The organism is Nocardioides ungokensis, assembly GCF_013466985.1.
Taxonomy (GTDB): Bacteria; Actinomycetota; Actinomycetes; order Propionibacteriales; family Nocardioidaceae; genus Nocardioides; species Nocardioides ungokensis.
Genome location: NZ_CP059164.1, coordinates 1,542,793 through 1,563,700, shown reverse-complemented (window position 1 = coordinate 1,563,700; position 20,908 = coordinate 1,542,793). Strand labels below are relative to the sequence as shown.

Below are 20,908 nucleotides of genomic sequence, written 5' to 3'. Positions count from 1 at the left end.
GCTCAGGCCGTCTTTCGGGCTGGGTTGAAGAACGGGAGGCGGGTGACCTCCGCCGCGATGGTCTGGTACTCGTGGTTGATGGTCAGCTCGTAGTCGACCCGGGTGCCGAGCGCGGCGAGGTCGGGCCGGACCCGGGCGATCGCGATGTGGCGCTGCAGCACGGGTGAGTACATCTGGCTCGTGGTGTAGCCGATCCGCGCGCCGGCGTCGTCGTAGAGCATGAACTCGTCCTCGACCGGGGTCTCGTCCTTCGGCGGGACCAGGCCGGCCGCGACGTAGACCCGGTCGTGGTCGGCCCAGTCGAGGAGCAGGCCCACCGTCGCCCACCGCGACGTCTTCTCCGCGAGCTCGCGCCGGATGGCGTCGCGGCCGATGAAGGGCCGGGTCTCGTCATCGATGCCGTGCAGCATCCAGCCGAACCCGAGCTCCTTCGGCGTGACGCGTTCGTGGTCGGTGTACGCGAAGCGGCTCGAGGAGAACTCGACGCCGATCAGGGCGAGACCGGCCTCGATCCTGGCCATCAGCAGCGCCTGCTCGCCGAACGGCCGTAGCCCGTGACCCTCCCCCGCCGCGATCACGGCGTCCAGCACCGGGAGCGCGTCGTCGCGGGCGACCCGGATCTCGAAGCCGAGGTCGCCGGTGTAGCCGGTCCGTGACACGGTCACCGGCGTGGTGCCGATCTTGGCGTCGGTGTGCTCGAAGTAGCCGAGCTCCTCCACGCCCGGCGCGATCTTTGCGAGGATCGCCCGCGAGCGGGGGCCCTGAACGGCCAGCATCCCGAGCTCGTCAGTGACGTCCTCGAGGGACACGTCGAGCCGCCCGGCCAGGTCGCTGAAGTAGCCGAGGTTCGGCTCGGCGGCCGTGAGCAGGAACTCGTCCTGGGAATGTCGGAAGACCACGCCGTCCTCCAGGACGAACCCGCGGTCGTCGCACCAGACGGTGTACTGCGCCTTGCCGGGCCGGCACTGCCGGATGTCGCGGGTCATCACCCCGGCGAGCAGCCGCTCGGCGTCACGTCCGACGATCCGGTACTTGTACAACGGGGAGGTGTCGAAGAATCCCGCGCTGTTCCGGACGGCGAAGTACTCGTGCTTGGCAGAGGAGCAGTAGCGCGTGGCCGACAGGTAGCCGGACCAGTGGCCCCACAGCCCGGTCTCGTTGAGCTGGTCGAGCCGTTCGTGGAACGGAGTCGTGGTGATCATGGGTCGACCTCCCCGTGCTCGCGCGTGAGCACACTCCGAGATTACTGAACGTTCAGTCAACCGTCGAGAGGAACCGACCCCCGGGCCGGGCTCGACCAGAGACACGCCCTTGCCCCGACGCGCCCTCGATGGCCCTCCGGGAGGGGCAAGAGGTCGCGCCGGGGCCGGACCGCTCAGGCGGCGTCGGGGAGCGCCTCGTCCACGTCCACGACCTCGGGGGCCACGGACTCGAGCTCGTGGCGCCGGATCAGGGTCAGGGCGGCGATCACGCCGGTGGCCGCGACGAACGCACCGACGGTGAAGGCCGAGGAGAACCCGTCGACGAGCGCCTGGGGCAGCAGCGTGCCCGACGCCACCGCACTCTCCGTCCGCGAGCTCGCGATCGTCGAGAGCACCGCGATCCCGAGCGCGCCGCCGATCTGCTGGGAGGTGTTGATCAGCCCCGACGCCAGCCCCGCCTCGGTCGGGCGCACCCCGGCCAGCGCGGCGATCGAGATGGGGACGAAGGAGAACCCGATCCCGACCCCGATGAGCAGGAAGCCGGGCAGCAGGTCGCCGAGGTAGGACCCCGCGAGCGACACCTGCGTGAAGAACACCAGGCCCGCGGTCAGCATCGCCATGCCGACGACCATGACCGGCTTCACGCCGACGCGGGTGACCAGCTGGCCGGCCACGGCCGACCACAGGATCGCCGTACCGGCCACGGCGAGGTAGGCGACGCCGGACTTCATGGCGGAGTAGCCCAGCACCTGCTGCATGTAGAGGGTCAGCATCAGGAACATCGAGAACAGCGCGGTCCCCAGGATGAACCCGGCCACGTTGGCCCCGCTGACGGTCCGCGTCCGCAGGATCCCGAAGCGCATCAGCGGGTCCGGGTGGCGCAGCTCCCAGGCGACGAACCCGGCCAGCAGCAGCCCCGACAGGGCGAACACCGTGAGCGCCGGTGCCGACAGCCAGCCGTGCTGGCCGGCCTGCGTGATCGCCAGGACCAGGCCGGACAGCCCGCTGGTCACCAGGACCGCGCCGGGCAGGTCGAAGCGCTGGACGCGTGCGTCGCGGCTCTCGTGCAGGAGGACCGGGGCCAGCGCGAAGCCGATGACTCCGACCGGGATGTTGACGAAGAAGATCCACTCCCAGCTGAGCGCGTCGGTGAGCACTCCTCCGAGGAGGACGCCGGCCACGGCACCGAAGCCGCCGACGGCGCCCCAGGCACCGAGCGCGATGTTGCGCTCACGACCCTCGACGAACGTCGTCGAGAGGATCGACAGGGCAGCCGGGGTGATGATCGCGGCGCCCAGGCCCTGGAAGGCACGTGCGGCGATCAGGGAGGACTCCGACCAGGCCAGACCGGCCCCGAGCGAGGCGGCCGTGAAGACGACGATGCCGATGAGGAACATCCGCCGTCGACCCACGATGTCGGCCGCGCGCCCGCCGAGCAGCAGGAAGCCGCCGAACACGAGGGCGTAGGCGCTGATGACCCACTGGAGGTTGTCCTGGGAGAAGCCGAGATCGAGCTGGATGGAGGGCAGTGCGACGTTCACGATCGCGATGTCGAGGACGACCATGAACTGGACCAGGCACAGGAGCGCGAGGGCCAACCACTTGCGGCGGTCGGAGTGGACCATCGTCTTTCCTTTCAATTTCGTAGTCAGATGAACGACGGTAGGCACTCTCGCTTTCATTTTGGAAGCATCGACATGCAATTAGTCATTTTGTGGTAAGGTTTTGGCATGGCAAAGCGGTATGACCAGTACTGCCCGATGGCGCACGCCCTGGACCTGGTCGGCGATCGTTGGTCGCTGCTCGTGGTGCGCGAGCTGATGCACGGCCCTAGGCGCTACACCGACCTCGTGGAGGGCCTGCCCGGGATCGGGACCAACATCCTCGCCACCCGGCTGCGGGACCTCGAGACACATGGCGTGGTCAGCCGTCGCACGCTGCCCCCACCCGCGGCTTCACGGATCTACGAGCTGACCGACTACGGCGCGCGCTGCGACCGTCGTGCGCGAGCTCGCCCTCTGGGGTGCCCGCTCCCTCGGCCCGCCCACGCCCGGGTCGGGCCTCTTCGACGGCTGGGTGGCCAACGCCCTGGACATCGCTCTGGCGGCGGTGGCGCCTGCGGGCAGCTTCGAGTTCCGCGTCGGTGACGAGGTCGCCTCACTGGTCGACGGCGAGGTACGCCGCGCGCCGGTCGACGACCCCGACGTCGTGGTCGAGGCAGACCCCGCCGCCCTCTACGCGATGTTCGTCGAGCAACGGCTGGACGCCGTGACGGTGACCGGCGACCGCGACCTGCTCGAACGGCTGGTCGCCGCTGCTCCCCCGCGCCTGGACGCGCCGGTCACGTCGTAGCCGTCAGGACGCTCGACGCGCTCGCCGGTCGACCTCAGGCGAGCGTGGGCAGCTTGGCGAGCGCCTCGGCCACCGCGGCCTGGATGTCGGCGTCCTCCCACGCGTGGTCGACGACCCTGCCGGACAGGTAGGCGTCGTAGGCGGGCAGGTCGAGGTGGCCGTGGCCGCACAGCGCGGTCAGGATCACCTTCTCCTCGCCGCTCTCCTTGCAGCGCAGGGCCTCCTCGACGGCGGCGGCGAGCGCGTGGGTGGGCTCGGGGGCGGGCACGATGCCCTCGGTGCGCGCGAAGAGCACGCCGGCAGAGAAGCACTCGGTCTGCGGCTTGGCGACCGCCTCGATCTCGCGCGTCTCGTACAGGTGGCTGATCAGCGGGCTCATCCCGTGGTAGCGCAGGCCCCCGGCGTGGATCGGGTCCGGCACGAAGTCGTGGCCCAGGGTGTGCATCTTCATCAACGGCGTCATGCCCGCGGTGTCGCCGAAGTCGTAGGCGTAGGTGCCCTGGGTCAGCGAGGGGCACGCGGCCGGCTCCACGGCCCGCACGGTCGGGTTCATCCGGCCGGCCCACTTCTCCCGCAGGAACGGGAACATCAGGCCGCCGAAGTTCGACCCGCCGCCGGTGCAGCCGACGAGGAGGTCGGGGGTCTCCCCCGCCTGCGCGAGCTGGAGCAGCGCCTCCTCGCCGATGATCGTCTGGTGCATCAGCACGTGGTTGAGCACGCTGCCCAGCGCGTAGTTGGTGGTCGGGTCCTGGGCGGCCACCTCGACCGCCTCGCTGATCGCGATGCCGAGCGAGCCGGTCGAGTCCGGGTGCTCGGCGAGGATCGCGCGACCGGCCGCGGTGAGCTCCGACGGGCTGGGGTGCACGGTGCCGCCGAACGTCTCGATCATCATCCGCCGGTACGGCTTCTGGTCGTACGACGCCCGCACCTGCCAGACCTCGCAGCCCAGGCCGTACTGGGCGCACGCGAACGCCAGGGCCGTCCCCCACTGGCCGGCCCCGGTCTCGGTGGTGAGCCGCTCGACCCCGGCCCTGGCGTTGTAGAACGCCTGGGGCACCGCCGTGTTCGGCTTGTGCGAGCCGGCGGGCGAGACCCCTTCGTACTTGTAGTAGATCCGCGCCGGAGTCCCGAGCGCCTTCTCCAGCCGGTGCGCCCGGTAGAGCGGGCTCGGCCGCCACAACCGGTAGACGTCGAGCACCTCGTCGGGGATGTCGACGTACTGCTCGGTCGACACCTCCTGCAGGATCAGGTCCATCGGGAAGAGCGGCGCGAGGTCCTCGGGCCCGACCGGCTGCCCGGTCCCCGGATGCAGCACCGGCGGCGGGGGCGTCGGCAGGTCGTGCAGCACGTTGTACCAGCGGGTGGGCATCTGGCTCTCGTCGAGCTGGAACTTGTGCTGCGGCACCTGCGACATGACGCCTCCTGCGGCTTGTGACGACCGTTCGGCTCGAGCCTAGTGACAGGACCGGTTCAGTGGCTGTCCACGAGCACGCAGCGGTTCGACCGGACGCTGCACCGGGCCATCCGCTCGGCGCCGTCGCCGCCGTCACGCACCACCGGGGAGACCAGGTGGTCGTCGTCCTCCCACGCCCACGCGCGGACCTGGAACCCCCAGCCGTCCGGCGCGGCCAGGGTCGCCTGCTGGGTGCCGTCCACGGCCTGTGTCTCGAGCGTGGGGATCGCGGTGACCTCGCCGCCGGTGGTCCCGGCCGGCGTCCAGACAAGCCAGGTCCCGCCGGGGCTGACGCTGAGGTCGTCGTGGTTCGGGACCGGGCCGACCCGGGTGACCGCGCCGGCGTCGGAGATCGTCGCGAGGTAGGGAGCTCCGACCGTGGCGTCGACCGCGCCGTCCGCCCCGTCGTTCACGATGAACCCGGCCGGGGTGTTGCCCAGGACCTGGAGCCCCGGTGCGGTCCGGGTCAGGTCCACGGTGCTGTTGTCGACGAGCGGCAGCCACAGCACGGCGGTCTTCGTGCCCTGGGCGATCACCCGACCGTCGTCGGTGACGCCCCGGACCCGGACGGTGCTGCCGTCCTGCTGGTCGCCGAGGTCGATCGGTACGCCGCCGAGCCCCTCCCCGCCGGCCCCGGTGCCGAAGCCGCTCAACGTGCCCTGCCCGTTGTCGTCGACCACCTCACCGACGTACTTCCCGTCGGGCGAGAGGACCGGGGGCACGTCCAGCTGCGCCTCGATCGCCGTCGGCTCGGCTCCTCGCCCCCACCACCAGGTGTTGTCGGTGCGGAGCGCGAGCCACCCCGCGCCACCGGACTGCACCGACCACCAGGTGCCTGGCACCTGCGTGCCGTCGACGTACAGCTTCTGGTCCAGCACGTAGGGCACGGTCGGCGCGCTGGTCGGGATCGGCCGGTCCGAGTCCGTCCGGCCCGAGTCCGTCCGGCTCGGCGCCGGCGGTGCGGGCTGCGGATCGTGACCACCCCGCGTGCCTGCCACGGCGACGAATGCGCCGGCGAGGACGAGCACGACCGCGGCGGCGACCAGCAGCGGCTGCCAGTGCCGTGACGGCCGGGGCGCCTGCTCCGGCAGCGCGGCAGGGGTGGGATCGGCAGGCCGTCGGCCACCTCGCGCAGCTCCCGGCTCAGGGTCTCTTCGACATCGGTGAACATGTCAGTCCTCCCTCCCGTCCGTGTCGTCCGAGCCCATCGCGGCTCGCAGCGCCTTCAGGGCGCGGTGTGCAGTGGATTTCACGTTCCCCCGTGAGCAGCCGAGCGCGTCGGCGATCTCCTGCTCGCTCAGGTCCTCGTAGTAGCGCAGCACGATCACCGCACGCTGGCGCGGCGGCAGCGACTTCACGTGCGGCCACAGCGCCATGCGTTCCTCGGGCCCCCCGACCGACGCGTGCACCGGCTCGGGCGGGGCGTCCGTGAGCAGCTCGAGCCGTCGCCCCTGCGGTCGTCGGTGTGACAGGTAGGTGTTGGTGAGCATCCGGCGGACGTACGCCGTCGGCGAGTCCGAGGCCTGCACGCGAGCCCACGACGCGTACGCCTTCATCAGGGTCTGCTGGGCGACGTCCTCGGCGTCGGCGTGGTTGCCGGCCAGCAGGTAGGCGTAGCGGTAGAGCGACGGCCAGGTCGCGGCGGCGTACTCCTCGAACGTCGGCGCCGTCGCGCTGCTCGTCACGGTGTGCATCATCGGACACCTCCCCCTTCTGCCCACTCTGACTCCGGCGAGCCGCGGAAGGTTGCGTCGGTCCGGCCCCCGTCTCAGGAGGTCCGGCGGGCGCGCAGCACGGTGTCGTGCACGGTGACCTGGTGGCCATCGGGGTGCCGAGCGGTGCGCGGCCTCGCCTCGGCGATGACGACCTCCCACGACCCCGGCCCGTCGCGGAGGTCGGCGACCAGCTCCTCGGCGGTGAAGAACAGGTCCGGCTGGGGCGGGCGGGGCACCACGTCGCGGTCGCTCGGGTGGTGCGCGGCGACGAGGAACGTCCCGCCCGGCGCGACAGCCGCGGCGAGACCGGCGTACACCTCTCGCCGTTCGGTCGTCGGGAGGTGCATGAACGCGGCGCACACCAGGTCGTAGGCACCCGCCGGCGGGGTCCAGGCCAGCAGGTCGCGCTGCTCCCAGGTGGTCCGCCCGTCCAGGCCGGTCTCGCGGGCCCGCGACGCCGCACGGTCGAGCGCTACCCGCGAGACGTCCGCACCGACGACCTCCCAACCGTGGCCGGCCAGCCACAGCGCGTCGCCGCCCTCGCCGCAGCCGACGTCGAGCGCCCGGCCGGGAGACAGCTGCCCGGTCTCGTCGCGGACGATCGCGTTGACGTGCCCGCTCCACAGCGCCTCGGACGCGCCGTACCGCTCGTCCCAGTACGCCGCGTCCCACAGTGGCGTCGCGGCCGGGTCGGACGCGTCCCCGCCTGCGTGGTGGTGCTCGTGCGCCCCGCTCATGAGACCCGCTCGGCGAGGTCGGCCTCGATGAGGTCCAGGTTGATGGCGGCGCCCGCCATCGTGCCCGCCGCGGCGGCGCCCACGACCTGCGCGGACAGGTCGGCCACGTTGCCCGCGATCCACACGCCCGGCACGTCGGTGCGGCCCATCTGGCCGCTCGGGTACTGCTCCCCCATCCCGGACGGATGCTCCTCCGCTGACAGGCCCAGCGAGTCCAGCACCGCCGAGCGGGCCAGCATGCGCGGTGCAACCACCAAGGCGTCGAGCGGGACCCGGGTGCCGTCAGCCAGCCGGGCGGCCTCCAGCCCCTCGGCCGGACCCTCCAGGGCGACGACCTCGCCCTCCTGGATCCGCACCCCCGCGGCGGCCAGCCGGCGGCGGTCCTCCTCGCCCGGCGGCGCGGAGTGCGCCAGCACGACGACGTCGTCGCTCAGCTGCGAGAACAGCAGTGCCTGGTGGACGACAGTCGGCCCGGTCGCGAGCACACCGACCCGCTGGTCGCGGACCTCCCAGCCGTGGCAGTAGGGGCAGTGCAGGACCTGGTGTCCCCAGCGCTCACGCAACCCCTCCAGCCGTGGCAGCTCGTCGACGAGCCCCGAGGCGACCAGCAGCCGGCGGGCGGTGACCAGCGCACCGCCGTCGAGGCGCACCTCGAAGCCCTCGCCCAGCGGTGCCGCCGAGGTCGCACGCCCCTCCCGCACCTCGCCGCCGTAGCCGCGCACCTCGTCACGTCCCAGCTCGACCAGCTCCAGCGGCGGCAGCCCGTCGCGGGTCAGCAGGTTGTGGACGCCGTCCGCGGGTGCGTTGCGCGGCGAGCCGGCGTCCACGACGAGCACCCGCCGTCGGGACCGCAGCAGCGCGACCGCCCCGCTCAGCCCCGCGGCGCCACCCCCGATGATCACCACGTCGTAGTCGTAGTCCATGCGCTCTCCCTCGATCGTTCCGTCGCGCCCCACTCTGCGCGAGCGATGCGCAGGACGACAAGCCTTGTTGCCGATATGGCAAACTCTCCCCATGGAGCCGACCGTGGACAGCGTCCTGGGCGCCGTGGGTCCCCGCCTGCGGGCCCTGCGCCTGGAGAAGGAGATGACCCTCGCCGACCTGGCGTCGAGCACGGGCATCTCGGTGAGCACGCTCTCGCGGCTGGAGTCCGGCGGGCGCAAGCCGACCCTCGAGCTGCTGCTGCCGATCGCACGCGCTCACGGGATCGCCCTCGACGACCTCGTGGAGGTGGCCGCCCCCAGCGACCCGAGGGTGCGGCAGCGCCCGGTCACCCGCGGCGGAATGACGATGGTCCCGCTGAGCCGACGGGCGGGCGGACTGCAGGCCTACAAGCTGACCATCCCGTCGGGCAGGCAGCGACGAGAGCCGGATCCGCAGACGCACGAGGGCTACGAGTGGCTCTACGTGCTCGACGGCCGGCTCCGGATGGTCCTCGGCGAGCACGACGTCGTGCTCGAGCCGGGCGAGGTGGCCGAGTTCGACACCCGGCTGCCGCACTGGTTCGGAGGCGCTGACGAGCGGCCGGTGGAGTTCCTGTCGATCTTCGGTCGAGAGGGCGAGCGGATGCACATCCGGGCCCGCTCCACCGCGCGGCCGCGCCAGCCGAGCTGACCCGAGTCGCCATCCCTGAGGGATGAGTTGCGCGACGGACCGGAGACCTAGTCTGACGCTGACCGACGATGGGCGTGGTGCGGCGACGTCCGGGGAGGGACGGGGAGGGACGGGGCCATGGGCAAGAAGACCAGGAAGTCCGGGAGGTCGCGCGGGTCGACGCGGTCGGACTCCTCGTCTCCCGCAGCCGCCGGCGACGCCTCCCGACCGAAGCTGAAGAGGAAGCCGTACGAGAAGGAGATGCGTCGCCTGCAGGGTGAGCTGGTGGCGATGCAGGAGTGGGTCAAGTCCTCCGGCGCCAAGCTCTGCCTCGTCTTCGAGGGGATGGACTCGGCGGGCAAGGGCGGCACGATCCGAAGGATCACCGAACGCACGAGTCCCCGGGTGTTCAAGCACATCGCCCTGCCAACACCGACCGAGCGCGAGAAGTCCCAGATGTACATCCAGCGCTACATCGCCCACTTCCCCGCGGCCGGCGAGGTCGCCATCTTCGACCGCAGCTGGTACAACCGCGCCGGCGTCGAGCCGGTCATGGGCTACTGCACGCCGGAGCAGACCGAGAAGTTCCTCGAGCAGGTGCCCGGGGTCGAGAAGGCGATGGTCGACAACGGGATCATCCTGATCAAGTACTGGCTCAACGTCAGCGTCGCCGAGCAGACCCGGCGGCTCGAGAGCCGGATCGAGGACCCCCGCAAGATCTGGAAGCTCTCCCCCACGGACCTGAAGTCCTACAGCCGGCACTACGACTACTGCCGGGCGCGAGACACGATGCTGGCCGCCACCGACACCGGATGGGCGCCGTGGTTCGTCGTTGACAACGACGACAAGCGACGGGGCCGGCTCAACATCATCTCCCACCTGCTCAGCCAGGTCCCGTACGAACCGCTCCCGCCCCGGGACGTGTCGATGCCGAAGAAGCCCAGCCCGCGCGGGTACCACGAACCAGACCTTCCGCTGCGCCACGTCCCGACCGCCTTCTAGGGCGACGTACGCGGACACGAACGACTCACCGAGAGGAGTGGCGATGACGGACGAGGCCGTGACGTCAGGCACGGGTGAGGCACCGGCCGGCGCGACCGCGAAGTGGTATGCGCTCGCGCCGGACGAGGTCGCGCGGAGGCTGGACGTCGATCCGGCCGGTGGCCTCTCGGCAGCCAGGGCCGCGGAGGTGCTGAGGACGGATGGTCCGAACGCGCTTCCCGCCGAGGAGCCGCCGCCGGGGTGGCGGCTGTTCCTGGCCCAGTACCGGTCCTACATGCAGATCATCCTGGTCGGGGCTGCGGTCGCCTCGCTCCTGATCGGCCAGTTCGCGACGGGCCTCGCCGTACTCCTGATCACCGCGCTCAACGCGCTGGGAGGCCTGCGCCAGCAGGGCAAGGCGGAGAGCGCCATGAACGCCCTGCAGTCGATGCTGAAGACCTCCGCACGGGTCCGCCGCGACGGCACCGAGGTCCAGGTCGATGCCGACCAGGTGGTGGCGGGCGACGTCGTCCTGCTCACGGCGGGTGACGACGTGTGCGCCGACGGACGGCTGGTCGAGGCCACCTCGTTGCAGATCGACGAGTCCGCGCTGACCGGCGAGAGCGTCCCCGCCTCGAAGAGCACCGAGGTGATCACGGAGCCCGACCCCGTGCTCGGCGACCAGTCGAACATGGCGTTCATGAACACCCCGGTGACGCACGGCAGCGGCGTGATGATCGTGACCGGGACCGGCGCCGGCACTGCGGTGGGCAACATCTCCGGGATGCTGAAGTCCGCGCCCAACCTCAAGACACCACTCACCAGGCAGCTCGACACGTTGACGTTGTGGATCGCGGCGGCGGCCGGGCTGACGATCGCGATCATGTTCGCCCTCGGGATCGCCCGCGGCGACTCGACGCAGACGATCTTCACGACGGCGATCGCGCTCGCGCTGGCAGCCGTGCCCATGGCCATGCCGACCGTCCTCCAGGTCATCCTCTCCAGCGGGTCCCGGGAGCTCGCGGCGCACGGCGCGGTCGTGAAGAGCCTCGACTCGGTGGAGACCCTGGGCTCGACCTCGGCCATCAACTCGGACAAGACCGGCACCCTGACCATGAACCAGGTGACGGTCGTCGAGGTGATCGACCCGACGGACCGCTACAAGGTCACCGGGACGGGCTACGGCCTCGACGGCGAGGTCCAGCACGTCGCCGGCAACACGAACACCATCGAACCGGCGATCCTGCCGTTCCTGATCACCAACGACGCGAAGCTGGTCGAGGGCAAGGTCGTGGGAGACCCCACCGAGGGTGCCCTGCTGGTCCTGGGGCACAAGGTGAAGCTGGACGTGGAGGGCACCCAGGAAGCCCACCCCCGGCTCGCCACCCTGCCGTTCGACCCCACGTACAAGCTCATGGCTGCCTTCTGCGAGGCCAGGGACGAGTCCGGGAAGCCCGTCGTCCGGGTCTTCGTCAAGGGTGCCGCGCCCGCGGTGATCGGGCGGTCCACCAGCGCCCTGGCCCAGGGCGAGACCGTGCCCTGGGGTGAGCAGGAGAACCGCCGCGCGGACCAGGAGATGGCGCGGCTGGGCAGCAACGGCCTGCGGATCATGGCCGCGGCCACGAAGGACATCGACCCCGAGGGCTTCGATCCCGAAGGTGACCTGCTCTCCATGGTCCAGGGCCTCCGGCTGACCGCGCTGGTCGGGATGATCGACCCTCCCCGGCCCGAGTCCCTGGACGCGGTCCGGTCCGCCCAGGAGGCCAACATCCGGGTGCGCATGGTGACCGGCGACGACGTGGTCACCGGCGCGGCGGTCGCCAGGCAGCTCGGCATCCCCGGCGAGGCCGTCCTCGGCACCGACCTGGCGGCGATGTCCGAGGACGAGCGGCTGGCCCGCATCGACGACATCGGCGTGGTCGGACGCGTCGCCCCCGAGCACAAGGTGCTGATGGTCGAGACCCTCCGCAAGCGGGACGAGGTCGTCGCCATGACCGGCGACGGGGTCAACGACGCCCCCGCGATCAAGGCGGCCGACATCGGCATCGCGATGGGCACGGGGACCCAGGTCGCGAAGAACGCCGGTCGGATGATCCTCACCGACGACAACTTCGCCACGATCGTGCGAGCCGTCTCGGAGGGCCGCAAGCTCTACGACAACATGCTGAAGTACATCCGCTTCATGCTCGTCGCGCTGGTGACCTACGTGGTGACGTTCCTGGTGGCGAGCCTCTTCGACATCGCCGACGGGCAGCCGTTCTCCGCCGTCCAGATCCTGTGGATCAACTTCCTGATCACCGCGCCGGTCGGCATCGCGCTGGGCCTGGACGCGGAGACCCCGGGGCTCATGAAGCGCCGGCCGCGGCCCCGCGAGGCCTCCATCATGAGCCCGGCCGTCATGACGACCGTGGGGCTCGCCGGAGTGTTCATGTCACTGGCCATCGACCTGGTGGTCGTGGCGGCGAAGAGCAGGTACGACAACATCGACACCGCCAGCACCATGGGCCTCGTGGCGTTCTCACTCATGCTCGTGGTCGCGGCCTTCGAGAGCCGCGACGAGAAGGCGACGATCCTGGCCGTGGAGACCTTCGACAACAGGGCGCTCAACATCACGGCCCTGGTCGAGGTCGCCCTGGCGATCCTGATCGCACGTGGCGGTCTGCTGACGTCGCTGCTCGGCACCGCGGACCTCACCAGCCGGCAGTGGCTCCTCGGAGCCCTGCCCGCGCTGGTGCTGTTCGCCGGGTGGGAGCTCGGGAAGGAGCTGGCCCGCCGCCGGTCGAGCAGTGCGCACGAGGCGGTCCCCCGCCGACGTCGTGCCCGACGCGGCCACCGCGTGACCGCAGGCGGCCGCGCTCAGGCCTTCGGTTCGCGCAGCTCGCCGCCGTGGATGGTGATCGCCCAGATCACGATGATGTCAACCGCGATCATCACGGCCGACAGGACCGGGTAGGCGGGCAGGAAGGCGACGTTGGCGAGCGCGCTCAGGCCCGCCACGATCACCGCGACGATCCGGGCCCACATCTGCCCGGCGAGCAGGCACGAGCCGACCAGGACGGTGAGCACGCCGAACACGACGTGCATCCAACCCCACGCGGTGTAGTCGACGTTGAGGACCAGCCCCTGCCGCCCGACGACGAACACCTCGTCGCGGAACAGCGCGACCAGGCCCTCGATGACGTGGAAGGAGCCGAGGAGGACGAGCATCACCCCGGCGAAGTTCACCCAGGCCACCCAAGCCGACTGCCGCATCCGGTAGTCGTGCTCGTACTCCGGCGAGCCCGGTGCGGCGAAGTGGCTGACGGTCTGGACGTCGGCCATGCTCCTGGGGTCAAGCTGGTTGCTGCTCATGGTTCGCTCCGATGTCGAGGCTGTAGGTCTCCCCCGAGCGTCGTCGCGTGAGCGGTCGTCCGCGTCACCCGACAAGGATGAATCCGGCCGACAGGAAGCCGGCGGGAAGCGCCGGGGAAGGCGTCCCGCGCACGGTGAGGAGGTCCGCTCCCCACTCACCTCAGGAGACCACGATGACCGTGCTTCCTCTGGCCCGGCGCCGACCGGCGTCGGTCCGAGTCCCACTCGCCGACGGAGGTACGGCGCTGCTCCGGCCCCTCCAGGACGGCGAGACCGGTCCCTTGCTGGACGTGTTCGCGGGGATGTCCCCGGCGTCCCGCGCCAACCGCTACCTGGTCGGGGCGCCCCGACTGACGGGGGCGTTCGTCCGGGCGCTCGCCGCGACCGACGGTTTGATGCACGTCGCCTGGCTGGCCTCTGTCGACGACCGCCCGGCCGGGATCGCTCGCTACGTCCGGACCGACGAGGACCCGTGCACCGCTGAGCTCGCGCTCGAGGTCGTCGACGAGCACCAGCGCCGCGGCCTGGGCCTCGCCCTGCTGGACGCGGTCACCACCGTGGCCGCCGTCAACGGGGTCCGCCGCGTGGCAGCGACGGTGCACGCCCAGAACATGCCCTCCCTGCGGCTGCTGTCCAGGCTCGGCATCAAGACGTCCTTCCAGGGCGGGGTCCTGGAGGGGAACGCGCCGCTCCGCCTGCTCGACCCCCCGCGCGTCGACCGCCACGCGATCGTGGCGCTCGCGCGGCGCAGCACCCCGGACTCCTCGGAACCGGTCTGGACCGCGCCCTGCGCGGGGACGGCACACTAGAGACGTGCTCGTCGGAGTGCTGGGGCCGGTGACGCTGCTGGACGCAGGCGGCGCGGTGTCCGCACTGCCCGGACACCGGCGCCAGGCGCTGCTCGCGGCCCTGGCCGCCCGTGTGGGCGAGGTGGTCAGCGTGGACCTGCTGACCGACCTGCTCTGGGGCGAGGACGAGCCGCCGGACCGGCCCGCCCCCTCCCTGCACAGCGCGGTGTTCAAGCTGCGGGCGAACCTCGGCGCGGTGAGCGACCGGCACCTCCTGCGCACCCGCGACCACGGCTACCAGCTGGTCCTCGAGCCCGGAGACCTCGACGCGTCGGTCTTCGCCGAGCTGGTGCAGCGGGCGCGCGACGAGCCGCCCGAGCAGGCGGCGGCCACGTTGGCGAGGGCACTCGGGCTGTGGCGGGGCCCGGCGTACGGCGGGTTCGCGGACTCCGACATCGCCCGGGTCGACGCCGTACGGCTCGAGGAGATGCGGCTCACCGCCACGGAACGGCTGGGCGAGGCCCTGCTCGCGGCCGGCGACCCGGCCGAGGCGATCCACCTGCTGCAGCCCTTCACCCACGCGCACCCGCTGAACGAGGCTGCCCGGGCCACGCTCATGCGAGCGCTGCAGGCGGCGGGGCGCACGGCCGACGCCCTGGACCAGTACCAGCAGTACCGCGCGTTCGTCGGCGAGGAGGCTCGGGCTGGAGCCGTCGCGCGCCATGCAGGACCTGCAGGTCGAGCTCCTGCGGGACCCCCGTCGTCGAGACGCACCCCGCGCTCACGAAACCGCGCACCCCACCCCCGGGCCTCCCTGGGCTGCAGGTGCGCTACCTGCGCACCGAGCGTGGCAACGTGCTGGCCTACGGAACCACCGGCACCGGACCGCCCGTCGTGGTGGTGCTCGGCTGGGTGTCCAGCCTGGACGTGGTCGCGTCGGGGCGTGACCCCCGTTCCTCGCTGCTGGAGCGGCTGGCCGGGACGTTGTCGACGACCCTCTACGACCGCGCAGGCACCGGCCTCTCCCCCGGTCCGGTGCGGGACTACGGCCGCGAGGCCAGCGTCGAGGAGCTGACGGAGATCGTCCGGGTGGTCGGGCCACCGTGTCCCTGCTCGCGATGTCGGCGGCCGTCCGATCGCTGTCACGGTCGCCGCCCGGCGGCCCGAGTGGGTGAGCTCCCTGGTGCTGTTCGGCACCTTCGCGGACGCGCCGTCGACCTTCAAGGACCAGCACATGAAGGAGATGATGGTCGACATCGTCCGCAGCCACTGGAAGCATGGGCTCGAAGATCTTCGCCGACCTCTACCGCCCCGGTGCCTGCGACGACGCCGCCTGGCACCTGGCCAAGGTCTTCCGGGACTCCGCCACAGCGGACGTCGCCGCCGACTACCTGCTCTCGATGTACGACCACGACGTGAGCGACCTGCTCCCGTCCGTGACGGCGCCGGCGCTGGTGCTCCACTACAGCAGGGACCCGCTGATCCCCGTCCGCGGCAGCCAGGACCTCGCCGCGGGCCTCCCCCACGCGACGTTCGTGCCGCTCGACGGCCGGGTGCACCTGCCCGAGGCCGCGACCTTGGAGCAGATCGAGGAGGCGGTCGTCGAGCACGTACGCCGGTACGCCGGGTAGGCACTCGGCTCAGCGCCAGTCGTGCACGTCACGAAGCAGGACGAGGACCGCGAGGACCCGGCGATGTCCCTCCTCGCTCTCGGCGATGTCGAGCTTCAGCAACACGTGCCGCACGTGTGTCTCGACCGTGCGCTGGCTGAGCACCAGGCGCTGCGCGATGGCGGTGTTGGTGAGCCCCTCGGCCATCAGCTCGAGCACCCCGCGCTCCCTCTCGGACAGCCGCGCCAGCGGGCTGCCGGCCGCAGGCATCACCAGCTTGGCAACCACGGTCGGGTCGAGCGCCGACCCACCACTGGCGACCCGCCCTGCCGTCTCCAGGAAGTCATCGACCGCGAGCACGCGATCCTTCAGGAGATAGCCGAACCCCGGCCGCCCGACGAGGTCCATGGCGTGCTCGGTCTCGACGTGCTGGGACAGGACCAGGACCCCGACCTCCGGGTGCCGGTCCTTGATCTCGCGGGCAGCGCGAGCACCTTCGTCGGTGAAGGTCGGCGGCATCCGGATGTCGATGACGACCAGGTCCGGTCGCTGTTCGTCCACGACGTCGGCGACGGCGCTGCCGTCACCCAGGGTCGAGAGGACCTGGTGGCCGCCGTCGTCGAAGAGCCGCGCGAGCCCTTCGCGGAGCAGCACCTGGTCCTCGACGATCACGACACGCACGGGAACTCCGCACTGAGCGTGGTGCCACGTCCCGTGACGCTGAGGATCTGGAGGTTGCCGCCGCGCGCCGCGACCCGGTCCGACAGCCCGGTCAGGCCCGTGCCTCGCCCCGCGGTGGCCCCACCCACGCCGTCATCGGCGACGCTCACCACGAGTGTGGAGTCCTGTCGCACCACCCGCAGCCTGACCTGACCCGCATGCGCGTGCTTGACGGCGTTCGTGAGCCCCTCGCACGCGACGAAGTACGCGGCCGCCTCGAGCTCCGCCGGGTAACGATCGGCGCTGGCCGTCACCTCGACCGGCATCGGCGCCCGCGTCGCCAGCTGCCGGAGGGCGGGCCCCAGGCCTGCCTCCAGCAGGGTCGGGCGGAGGCCGTGCGCCAGCGCTCGGAGCTCGTCGATCGCAGCGCTGATCTCCACCACCGCGCCGTCCAGGGTCCTTCCCGCCTCGTCCGGGTCGGCGCCGAGCTGGTGCTGGGCGTGGCGAAGCGCCAACCCGATGGAGACCAGGCGCTGCTGCGCACCGTCGTGCAGGTCGCGCTCGATGCGCCGTCGTTCGTCGTCGGCCACGGCGACGAGCCGGGCCCGGGACTCGTCCACCTCGTGGAGACGACGACGCAGCTCGACGCGGAGGCGCGCCATCTCGACGGCCAGCACCGCCGCGCCGACGACGGTCGGCAGCAACGCCCGGTCCTCGTCGCTGCCCGGGGACCAGAGGACCTGTCCCAGGACCGTGCCGCCGCCGCACGTCGTAGCACTCGCGCGTGCCGTCGACCACGGCACTCACGGGGCGACCGCGCTCGTCGACGGGTGGCTCGTCCGGCTGGAGGACGAACCAGAGCTCGAGCCCGGGGTCCCTGCACGCGGCCCGGAGCACGTCCACGACCTGCTCGGGTTCGGCGCGGTCGTTGCGCAGCGCGTCGACGAAGCTAGCGACGACCCGTAGCGCCTCGTGGCGTGCTGGGCGGAAGCGACGGTCGACACTGTCCTGGACCCGTGAGTGCAGGAACCGGAACGCCACCGCTGCCAGCAGCGTGGCTCCTGCGGTCACCCAGTCGGAGTCTCGGCCGATCAACGCTCCGAGGACCACCACGGCGACCGCGTACACGACACCGAGGAGGACGGTCAGCAGGCCGTAGCTGAAGGTGCGGCTGATCACCAGGTCGACGTCGTAGAGGCGGTAGCGCAGGATCGCGACCCCGATGGCGACAGGCCATGCGGTCAGGGCGAGAGCCGCGAACACGTGGAGCACAGGGACGGCGTTCCAGAGTGCGCCGGAGACCGACAGCACCACGACGAGAAGGACGCTGGCGAGCGCAAACCACTTCATCTGCTGGCGCTCGACACCGGTCGAGCGACGGAAGCGCAGGGTCGCGGACGCGAGGGCGGCGACCATCGCAGCCGCGGTGAGGGCGAAGCCGACGGCGAACAGGACGCCGGTGGGCAGTGCCTCGACGGCGAAGGGGTTGGTGCCGCCGACGAACGCCTGGCCGGTGCCCGGGTCGAGCGCCCAGCCGGGCTCCCCGACCACGACACCGACGATGCTGACCCAGACCACGACCGACCAGCCACGCCCGAGCAGACGACCTGTCGGGAACAGCAGCAGGACCAGCACGAGGCCGGGCGCCGAGGCCAACCAGGCCGAGGCCCCGACCCACTCGGCGAACGTGCCGGCCGGCCAGCCCTCGGTGGCGGCTCGGAGCCCCCAGCCCTGGGCGAGGTCGGAGGTGACGGCGTTCGCGACCCCGAGGCCGCACAGCAGCCAGCCGATCGGGTGGCGACGGTGCCGGCTCAGGATCAGCAGGCCGGTCGCGGCGAGCACCAAGGAGAACACGGCATAGAGCAGGGTGTCGTAGGCCGGCTCGAGACCCCACGACAGCGGCACCGACGCGAGCTCCGCCACCACCGTCAGGGCGAGCAGGAACCCGGGAACCGACCGGACCCTCAGGGTGCTCACGGTCAAAATCTTCCTCCCGCCCGCGGCCACCGCGCAAAGGTGCGCGCACCGACATCGCGATGCGTGCTGGCACCGATGTGGGCCCCCTCCTCCCTCCTTAGCGTCGAAGCAACCCATCGACGTCCCGAGGAGCCCACCGATGACTGCCACCGTGACCCGGCCCGTACCGCAGACCGCCCCGACCCGCCTTCGCACGCTCGGCTGGCTGACCGTCCTCGCGGGGGCGGTCGGCGCCGCTCAGGCCGTAGCCGTCCTCGCCTGGCCCGACCAGGTGTCCGACCGGCACTACAGCTATCCCTTCGACTCGACCGGGTTCGTCGTCGCCCAGGTTTCCTTCGCGGTCCAGCATCTCGGCCTGCTGGCCGGCCTGTGCGGGATCACGCTGGTGGCCTGGCGCCGGTCCAGCCGACCCACGCGCACGGGGCTGGTGCTGTGCCTGGTCGGCATGGTGGCCCTGACGGTGTGCGAGATCGTCGCGATCACGGCCGCCGACGCCATCGTCGGCAGTGCCCGCGCCGACGCGGTCGACAACGCCTACGGCGTCCCGATGACCGTGCTGGGCATCGGGCTGGTGCTGGCCGGCGCCGGACTCATGCGACACCCCGTGCTCAGCGGGCTCGGCCGGTGGGTGCTGCTGGCCCTGGGTCTGTACCTCTTCCTGGTCCTGTTTCCTGCCGTGTTCGGCCCGATGGTGGCCGGGCGGATCGCGATCGGCATCTGGATGCTGATGTTCGTCGGGCTCGGGGTCAGCCTGCTGCGCGCCGACCGTGACGGGGTGACGACGTGACGGCCCGCGGTGACGTGGCCACGACCATCGTGTTCGACGGCCTCACCAAGCAGTTCGGGCAGACCCACGCGGTCCACGAGCTCAGCGCCACCGTCCGGCCCGGTGTCGTCACCGCTTTCCTCGGCCCGAACGGTGCCGGCAAGACCACCACCTTGCGCATGTTGCTCGGTCTCGTCACTCCGAGCAGGGGAACCGCGACGTTCGACGGCCGTCGGTACGACGAGCTCTCGCACCCGGTCCGCCAGGTCGGCGCCCTGCTCGAGGCGACTGGCTTCCACCCGAGCCGCACCGCCGTCAACCACCTGAGGACGATCGCCGTGGCTGCTCGCCTCGATCCCCGGGCACCCGGGCGGGTCCTCGAGACCGTCGGACTCGCCGACGCCGCCGACCGCAAGGTGGGTGGGTTCTCGCTTGGCATGCGGCAACGCCTCGGGCTGGCTGCTGCGCTGCTCGGCGACCCGCCGGTGCTGGTGCTCGACGAGCCGGCCAACGGCCTGGACCCGCACGGCATCAGATGGCTGCGCGAGTTCCTGTGCGGCCTGGCACAGGAAGGACGGACGGTGCTGGTCTCCAGTCACGTGCTGCCGGAGGTCGAGCAGACCGCGGACGACGTGCTGCTGCTGGCACACGGGCAGCTGGTTCGTCAGACCAGCCTGTCCGAGCTCCGCGCCGAGCACGCACACGGAGCGGACATCCGCACCCCTCACGCGCAGGAGCTCGACCTGTTGCTCACCGCGGCCGGCTACCCCTCCTCCGTCGTCGGGCCGGGGCGACTCGTGGCCGATGCGCCGCCCTCGGTCGTCGGCGACCTCGCTGCGGCACATGGCATCGCCGTCCATCGTCTCGTCGAGTCGACCGTGGGGCTGGAGGACCTGTTCCTGACGCTGACGGCGGACGTGTCGCCATGACCGCCCTGATCCGTGCCGAGCTGTTCAAGCTCCGCACCGTCCAGGTGACCGCCTGGCTGCTGGTGGCGACGCTGACCGTCGTCGTGGCTGGAGGTCCTCGCCCTCGTGCTCGGCGCTCAAGCCGGCACCGGGCACGCCCAGCGGCAGGATCCGCACTGCTCGCCGTGGCCGTGGCGAGTGCGAGTGCCGGAGAGATCATCGTGATGATCATGGGCATCCTGGCCATGAGCCAGGAGCTCCGCTTCGGCACCGCCACCTCGACGTTCCTGGTCACCCCGCGGCGCGGCCGCGTCGTCGGCGCCAAGCTCGCTGCCCTCACCATCGCCGGACTCGTGTTCGCACTCGTCTCGATGGTGGTGGCCGTGCCGCTGAGCGTCGTGCTGATCCGGGCTGAAGGCGGCACCATCATCTGGGACGGCCAGGTCGCCGACGTGCTCGTCGCGGCCGTGCTGGTGATGATGCTCTACGGCCTGCTCGGCATCGCGATCGGAGCGCTGGTGCGCAACCAGATCGCCGCCATCGCCGGCTCGCTGACCTGGGTGTTCATCATCGAGGGGGCCCTGGCCGGGCTGCTTCCCGACGCCGCGAGGTGGAGCCCTGCCGGTGCGACCGGAGCGGCGCTCCAGATCGGGACCTGGACCGGCAACCAGGACATGCTCACCCCGTGGTGGCTCGGACTGCTGGTGCTGGCCGGTTGGACCGTGCTGATCGCTGTCGTGGGCACCCGCTCTGCCCTGCAGCGCGACCTCACGTAGCCCTGAGGCAGCAGCACCACGCGCGCCGATCTCCGGCGG

The 20,908-nt window shown here is 71.5% G+C and carries 21 protein-coding genes and 1 pseudogene; 12 read left to right on the top strand and 10 right to left on the bottom strand.

The features are described 5' to 3' along the window. Positions 1–2: 2 nt before the first annotated feature. Positions 3–1,202 carry an aminomethyl transferase family protein gene (locus H0S67_RS07750; RefSeq protein ID WP_180936124.1) on the bottom strand — a complete coding sequence of 400 codons (1,200 nt, stop codon included), beginning with the start codon at positions 1,200–1,202 and terminating at the stop codon, positions 3–5. A 173-nt stretch (positions 1,203–1,375) separates the two neighbouring features. Beyond that, the gene (locus H0S67_RS07745) at positions 1,376–2,827 is read right to left on the bottom strand and encodes an MFS transporter (protein ID WP_180936123.1); all 1,452 of its coding nucleotides are present in this window, start codon (positions 2,825–2,827) and stop codon (positions 1,376–1,378) included. Between the two features lie 105 nt (positions 2,828–2,932). On the opposite strand from H0S67_RS07745, the pseudogene H0S67_RS26530 reads away from it, so the two are divergent. Both H0S67_RS26530 and H0S67_RS07735 read left to right on the top strand, forming a co-directional pair. Continuing rightward, positions 2,933–3,178 (top strand): annotated as a pseudogene (locus tag H0S67_RS26530) (winged helix-turn-helix transcriptional regulator); the annotation flags it as partial. Positions 3,179–3,203: 25 nt separating this feature from the next. Then, positions 3,204–3,554 carry a hypothetical protein gene (locus H0S67_RS07735; RefSeq protein WP_246355456.1) on the top strand — a complete coding sequence of 117 codons (351 nt, stop codon included), beginning with the start codon at positions 3,204–3,206 and terminating at the stop codon, positions 3,552–3,554. A gap of 34 nt (positions 3,555–3,588) precedes the next feature. On the opposite strand, the gene H0S67_RS07730 is transcribed toward H0S67_RS07735, so the two are convergent. From H0S67_RS07730 to H0S67_RS07710, 5 genes are all read right to left on the bottom strand, one after another. Further along, positions 3,589–4,968, bottom strand: coding sequence for a TrpB-like pyridoxal phosphate-dependent enzyme (locus tag H0S67_RS07730; RefSeq protein WP_180936120.1), 1,380 nt, complete (start codon positions 4,966–4,968; stop codon positions 3,589–3,591). 56 nt (positions 4,969–5,024) lie between these two features. Further along, entirely contained in the window at positions 5,025–5,885 is an 861-nt protein-coding gene (locus tag H0S67_RS07725) for a hypothetical protein (protein ID WP_180936119.1), read from the bottom strand. 294 nt (positions 5,886–6,179) lie between these two features. Then, positions 6,180–6,692, bottom strand: coding sequence for a SigE family RNA polymerase sigma factor (locus H0S67_RS07720; RefSeq protein WP_246355204.1), 513 nt, complete (start codon positions 6,690–6,692; stop codon positions 6,180–6,182). 83 nt (positions 6,693–6,775) lie between these two features. Next, the gene (locus H0S67_RS07715; RefSeq protein ID WP_180936118.1) at positions 6,776–7,459 is read right to left on the bottom strand and encodes a class I SAM-dependent methyltransferase; all 684 of its coding nucleotides are present in this window, start codon (positions 7,457–7,459) and stop codon (positions 6,776–6,778) included. After that, entirely contained in the window at positions 7,456–8,382 is a 927-nt protein-coding gene (locus tag H0S67_RS07710) for an NAD(P)/FAD-dependent oxidoreductase (protein WP_180936117.1), read from the bottom strand. The genes H0S67_RS07715 and H0S67_RS07710 overlap by 4 nt, the downstream gene beginning before the upstream one ends. A 91-nt stretch (positions 8,383–8,473) precedes the next feature. On the opposite strand from H0S67_RS07710, the gene H0S67_RS07705 reads away from it, so the two are divergent. From H0S67_RS07705 to H0S67_RS07695, 3 genes are all read left to right on the top strand, one after another. After that, positions 8,474–9,073, top strand: coding sequence for a helix-turn-helix domain-containing protein (locus tag H0S67_RS07705; protein ID WP_180936116.1), 600 nt, complete (start codon positions 8,474–8,476; stop codon positions 9,071–9,073). Positions 9,074–9,190: 117 nt separating this feature from the next. Beyond that, positions 9,191–10,054 (top strand): polyphosphate kinase 2, encoded by an 864-nt coding sequence (gene ppk2, locus H0S67_RS07700; protein ID WP_180936115.1) that lies wholly within the window; start codon positions 9,191–9,193, stop codon positions 10,052–10,054. 43 nt (positions 10,055–10,097) lie between these two features. Continuing rightward, on the top strand, positions 10,098–12,986 hold the full coding sequence (locus tag H0S67_RS07695; protein ID WP_180936114.1) for a cation-translocating P-type ATPase: 2,889 nt from the start codon (positions 10,098–10,100) through the stop codon (positions 12,984–12,986). Here the strand turns inward: H0S67_RS07695 and H0S67_RS07690 are convergent. After that, complete coding sequence (locus H0S67_RS07690; protein WP_219635552.1) at positions 12,890–13,384, bottom strand: DUF7144 family membrane protein; 495 nt, start codon at positions 13,382–13,384, stop codon at positions 12,890–12,892. The genes H0S67_RS07695 and H0S67_RS07690 overlap by 97 nt on opposite strands. Positions 13,385–13,557: 173 nt before the next feature. Here H0S67_RS07690 and H0S67_RS07685 point away from each other — a divergent pair, with 173 nt between their 5' ends. From H0S67_RS07685 to H0S67_RS07675, 3 genes are all read left to right on the top strand, one after another. Further along, entirely contained in the window at positions 13,558–14,193 is a 636-nt protein-coding gene (locus H0S67_RS07685; protein ID WP_180936113.1) for a GNAT family N-acetyltransferase, read from the top strand. Between the two features lie 4 nt (positions 14,194–14,197). Continuing rightward, positions 14,198–15,247, top strand: a complete 1,050-nt coding sequence (locus H0S67_RS07680) for an AfsR/SARP family transcriptional regulator (protein ID WP_180936112.1) — start codon at positions 14,198–14,200, stop codon at positions 15,245–15,247. A gap of 202 nt (positions 15,248–15,449) precedes the next feature. Then, on the top strand, positions 15,450–15,803 hold the full coding sequence (locus H0S67_RS07675) for an alpha/beta fold hydrolase (RefSeq protein WP_180936111.1): 354 nt from the start codon (positions 15,450–15,452) through the stop codon (positions 15,801–15,803). A gap of 9 nt (positions 15,804–15,812) precedes the next feature. On the opposite strand, the gene H0S67_RS07670 is transcribed toward H0S67_RS07675, so the two are convergent. Next, positions 15,813–16,463, bottom strand: a complete 651-nt coding sequence (locus H0S67_RS07670; RefSeq protein ID WP_180936110.1) for a response regulator transcription factor — start codon at positions 16,461–16,463, stop codon at positions 15,813–15,815. Then, positions 16,451–17,146, bottom strand: a complete 696-nt coding sequence (locus H0S67_RS07665) for a sensor histidine kinase (RefSeq protein WP_180936109.1) — start codon at positions 17,144–17,146, stop codon at positions 16,451–16,453. Before H0S67_RS07665 ends, H0S67_RS07670 begins: the two co-directional genes overlap by 13 nt. 755 nt (positions 17,147–17,901) lie before the next feature. On the opposite strand from H0S67_RS07665, the gene H0S67_RS07660 reads away from it, so the two are divergent. The 4 genes from H0S67_RS07660 (at position 17,902) to H0S67_RS07645 (ending at position 20,869) form a co-directional block, all read left to right on the top strand. Next, positions 17,902–18,303 carry a hypothetical protein gene (locus tag H0S67_RS07660; protein WP_180936108.1) on the top strand — a complete coding sequence of 134 codons (402 nt, stop codon included), beginning with the start codon at positions 17,902–17,904 and terminating at the stop codon, positions 18,301–18,303. A gap of 255 nt (positions 18,304–18,558) precedes the next feature. Beyond that, positions 18,559–19,206: a hypothetical protein gene (locus H0S67_RS07655; protein WP_180936107.1), complete on the top strand. Its 648-nt coding sequence runs from the start codon at positions 18,559–18,561 to the stop codon at positions 19,204–19,206. Continuing rightward, a complete protein-coding gene (locus H0S67_RS07650; RefSeq protein ID WP_246355203.1) occupies positions 19,203–20,114 on the top strand; it encodes an ABC transporter ATP-binding protein in 912 nt (303 codons plus the stop codon). Before H0S67_RS07655 ends, H0S67_RS07650 begins: the two co-directional genes overlap by 4 nt. After that, positions 20,111–20,869 (top strand): hypothetical protein, encoded by a 759-nt coding sequence (locus H0S67_RS07645; RefSeq protein WP_180936106.1) that lies wholly within the window; start codon positions 20,111–20,113, stop codon positions 20,867–20,869. The genes H0S67_RS07650 and H0S67_RS07645 overlap by 4 nt, the downstream gene beginning before the upstream one ends. Positions 20,870–20,908 lie beyond the last annotated feature (39 nt).

Coding starts and splice junctions, on each gene's coding strand:
- H0S67_RS07750 (WP_180936124.1), bottom strand. CDS start 1,202: ATGATCACCACGACTCCGTTCCACGAACGGCTCGACCAGCTCAACGAG.
- H0S67_RS07745 (WP_180936123.1), bottom strand. CDS start 2,827: ATGGTCCACTCCGACCGCCGCAAGTGGTTGGCCCTCGCGCTCCTGTGC.
- H0S67_RS07730 (WP_180936120.1), bottom strand. CDS start 4,968: ATGTCGCAGGTGCCGCAGCACAAGTTCCAGCTCGACGAGAGCCAGATG.
- H0S67_RS07715 (WP_180936118.1), bottom strand. CDS start 7,459: ATGAGCGGGGCGCACGAGCACCACCACGCAGGCGGGGACGCGTCCGAC.
- H0S67_RS07710 (WP_180936117.1), bottom strand. CDS start 8,382: ATGGACTACGACTACGACGTGGTGATCATCGGGGGTGGCGCCGCGGGG.
- H0S67_RS07705 (WP_180936116.1), top strand. CDS start 8,474: ATGGAGCCGACCGTGGACAGCGTCCTGGGCGCCGTGGGTCCCCGCCTG.
- ppk2 (WP_180936115.1), top strand. CDS start 9,191: ATGGGCAAGAAGACCAGGAAGTCCGGGAGGTCGCGCGGGTCGACGCGG.
- H0S67_RS07695 (WP_180936114.1), top strand. CDS start 10,098: ATGACGGACGAGGCCGTGACGTCAGGCACGGGTGAGGCACCGGCCGGC.
- H0S67_RS07690 (WP_219635552.1), bottom strand. CDS start 13,384: ATGAGCAGCAACCAGCTTGACCCCAGGAGCATGGCCGACGTCCAGACC.
- H0S67_RS07685 (WP_180936113.1), top strand. CDS start 13,558: ATGACCGTGCTTCCTCTGGCCCGGCGCCGACCGGCGTCGGTCCGAGTC.
- H0S67_RS07675 (WP_180936111.1), top strand. CDS start 15,450: ATGGGCTCGAAGATCTTCGCCGACCTCTACCGCCCCGGTGCCTGCGAC.
- H0S67_RS07655 (WP_180936107.1), top strand. CDS start 18,559: ATGACTGCCACCGTGACCCGGCCCGTACCGCAGACCGCCCCGACCCGC.
- H0S67_RS07645 (WP_180936106.1), top strand. CDS start 20,111: ATGACCGCCCTGATCCGTGCCGAGCTGTTCAAGCTCCGCACCGTCCAG.